This is a genomic window from Cellulophaga sp., assembly GCF_039943695.1.
Taxonomy (GTDB): domain Bacteria; phylum Bacteroidota; class Bacteroidia; order Flavobacteriales; family Flavobacteriaceae; genus Cellulophaga.
Genome location: NZ_JBDVAA010000144.1, coordinates 1 through 2,856, shown reverse-complemented (window position 1 = coordinate 2,856; position 2,856 = coordinate 1). Strand labels below are relative to the sequence as shown.

Genomic DNA, 2,856 nt, shown 5'->3' with positions numbered 1-2,856 from the left:
ATGATGCTTATGACTCTTAAGCATCATCTTTAAAATCTAAACTATGTAGCATTAAGCCAGATCCTGGAGCTACAAATACAAATTTAGTTGTACTGTCTAGCTTTAAGGCTTCTTCTATATCAGAAAGGGTTACTTCTCCTTTTCCTAGCTGAATTAAAGCTCCCATTAACATACGTACTTGGTAACGCATAAACCCCTCGCCTTTGATGTGAAAAGCATATGACTTTTCTGGAAAAAAATTTGCCCTTAAAATTGTATTTTCTTTTATTTCTGCAGAGTTTACTTTTCGTATAAACTTGCCATTTTCTTTAGGTTTGGCAGTAAAACTTTTAAAGTTATGTGTGCCTACAAATAAGCTAGTAGCTTTTTTCATTAAATCTAAATCTAACTCTGCCTGTATATTTGCCATAAATGGTGCAGCATAAGGATGATTTTTTTCTCCAAAAGAAAATAAATACACATATTCCTTTTCTTTACTATGCTGTATTATATTAAATTTTTCTTTTACGTGCTTTACATCAACAATTCTAATATCTGATGGTAAGTTTTTATTAAAATCACTTAAAAAAAAATCTAAATCTTCTAACGGTTCACCATCTAAAAAAAGCTCAAAAGCAGCATCTAAAGCAGACACTTTAGCATCTGTACGACCAGCTCCTAGAATTTTATATTGACGTTCTGGAAGTATAAATTTTAGTGTTTTAGCTAACATACCTTCAATGGTTTTATAACCTGGTTGCTTTTGCCATCCACTAAATCTGTAGCCCAAAAATTGTAATCGTATTAAATAATATTGTTTCTGTTTTTTCACAAAAGCAAAAGTATGCAATTAATAAAACACTAGAAACAACTTATTTTTTTGTATTTTACAATTGTTTAACCAACAAAACCAACCAAAATGAATACCGAAACCACAAGTAAAATTCCAGTTTGGTTCTGGGTTATTGCTGTTATAGCATTAATTTGGAACTGTATGGGTGTTATGGCATATATAGCAGAGGCTTATATATCTGATGAAATTTTCTCTTCTTTTACCAAAGAAGTACAAGAGTTATACAATAAAAGACCTTCTTGGGTCACAGGAGCTTACGCAATAGCCGTTTTTGGTGGTGTATTAGCAAGTATGTTACTTCTTATACGTAAAAAAGCAGCTAAAACTGTATTCTTAATCTCATTAGCAGGTATTATAGCGCAAAATGTGTATACCTTTTTTATGAGTAATGCATTAAAAGTTTTAGGTACATCTTCTATCTATTTTCCTATAATGATAATAGTAATTGCTGTATTTCTATTTTTATTCTCTAATTATGCTACAAAAAAGGGCTGGTTAGTATAGAGTTTTAATTGTTTTTAGCTATTTAATGTGCACATTATCTATGCTAAAATACCGTTTATCTAAACTAATACAGTTACACTTATATTTATGTGTTTAACCGATTTTATTTATCAAAATTTAACATAAGATATAATTTTGTGTTAAATTAAACATAGAGCCACCCGCTTTATACTCTATAATGATATGAAAATACCAACAATAAAAATTTCTTGGAAGTTATCTGTCCTAATATCTGTTATTTTACTAATTCTTGTATCGTTTTCAAACTTTTACGGATTGTTAACAGACAAATTTCACTTTAACCAGCCTGGTAGTTATTTTTTTATTCTTTTAGCTACAGTACACATTATTTATTTGTATGCTTTTTGGTTTAAATTAACCGAAAATGAATACCCAGATAAAGAAATGAGAAACTTAGAATATGGTTTCTATGCTATTTTCGCTTTTTACATTTATAAAATGGTAGATATAGCTAGTATTGTTTTTGGATACAGTACATACGATGATCTTATTTTACCAAATCACTTTTTACCTGTAGGTATTGCAATTGTACTTGCTTATTTAGGTTTGTGCTTGGTTACATTAAAAATATTTTCTATTCGTAAAAACGAAATTGGAAATTACAGTACAGATTGTTATGAAGAAGAAGACTTAGATACTTGGCCTTAAAGAACTAAAACAAAACCAAATACAAACATAAATAAAATAGCCTCTAGATTTTCTAGAGGCTATTTTTATGAACTAAAATAAATTATCTTTTAACCCAACCAGTTGGAAAAGAATCACTGTTTAAACTTAAAGTATGAGTTGTTGGTGCTGTTTCCTGTCCAGATACTCCTACTAATGGTTTTAGTAAAAATGGAGCCGGACTATTATCTGGTGATGGTTCTACAGATATAACAACTGTTTTACCTCTAACATCTAAAGGAAACATAAATCCTGTTGGTGCATTATTAAAGAAGTCTTCACCTGGAATTGGAGGTCCTGGATTAGCACCACTAAAAGGGTTGCCAGAATCTTCTACCTGTGCAGTAGGATCCATAAATGTACCTGTAGTTATTGGTCCTTCTGCTCCTACTACCCATCCTTCATAAACCCATCCATCAGGTAAAACTGGTAATTCTAAACCTGTTGCAGGTGGTGCTCCTGGTATTCCAAACCAAATTCCGTATTGGTCGTTACCATTATTCATACCATCATCTTCATCTGTTGGAGTTCTTAAAAAGAATTCACCACTTGCGCTAGAAAAATCACCTACTAAATCTGTAATACTAACAGTTGCTGTTTCTGCTGCAAATGCACCAGATAATAATTTAGTTGTAGCTGGTGCTGGGTCATTATCTACAGCTGGCTCTATAGAAAGTACATAAGCTGTTGCTTGGTCTAGTGTTGCGGCATCTACACTAAAAGATGTTTTAGATGGTACACCATCGCCATTTACAGTAAATACTCCGGTAGATACTGGAGCGCCATTTACAATTATCCAACCTTCGTAAACATAATCGGCACCTAAGTCTTCT

The 2,856-nt window shown here is 31.8% G+C and carries 4 protein-coding genes; 2 read left to right on the top strand and 2 right to left on the bottom strand.

Features of this window, described 5'->3' with window-relative positions; translation table 11 throughout:
* Nucleotides 1-16: 16 nt before the first annotated feature.
* Nucleotides 17-811, bottom strand: a complete 795-nt coding sequence (truA, locus tag ABJD66_RS09535) for a tRNA pseudouridine(38-40) synthase TruA (RefSeq protein ID WP_303544595.1) — start codon at nt 809-811, stop codon at nt 17-19.
* Nucleotides 812-898: 87 nt separating this feature from the next.
* Here truA and ABJD66_RS09530 point away from each other — a divergent pair, with 87 nt between their 5' ends.
* On the top strand, nt 899-1,336 hold the full coding sequence (locus ABJD66_RS09530; protein WP_100895915.1) for a hypothetical protein: 438 nt from the start codon (nt 899-901) through the stop codon (nt 1,334-1,336).
* Nucleotides 1,337-1,519: 183 nt separating this feature from the next.
* On the top strand, nt 1,520-2,005 hold the full coding sequence (locus ABJD66_RS09525; RefSeq protein WP_100895914.1) for a hypothetical protein: 486 nt from the start codon (nt 1,520-1,522) through the stop codon (nt 2,003-2,005).
* Between the two features lie 82 nt (nt 2,006-2,087).
* On the opposite strand, the gene ABJD66_RS09520 is transcribed toward ABJD66_RS09525, so the two are convergent.
* Nucleotides 2,088-2,856, bottom strand: a 769-nt coding sequence (locus ABJD66_RS09520; RefSeq protein ID WP_348130836.1) for an anti-sigma factor, incomplete at its 5' end; no start/stop codon positions are given.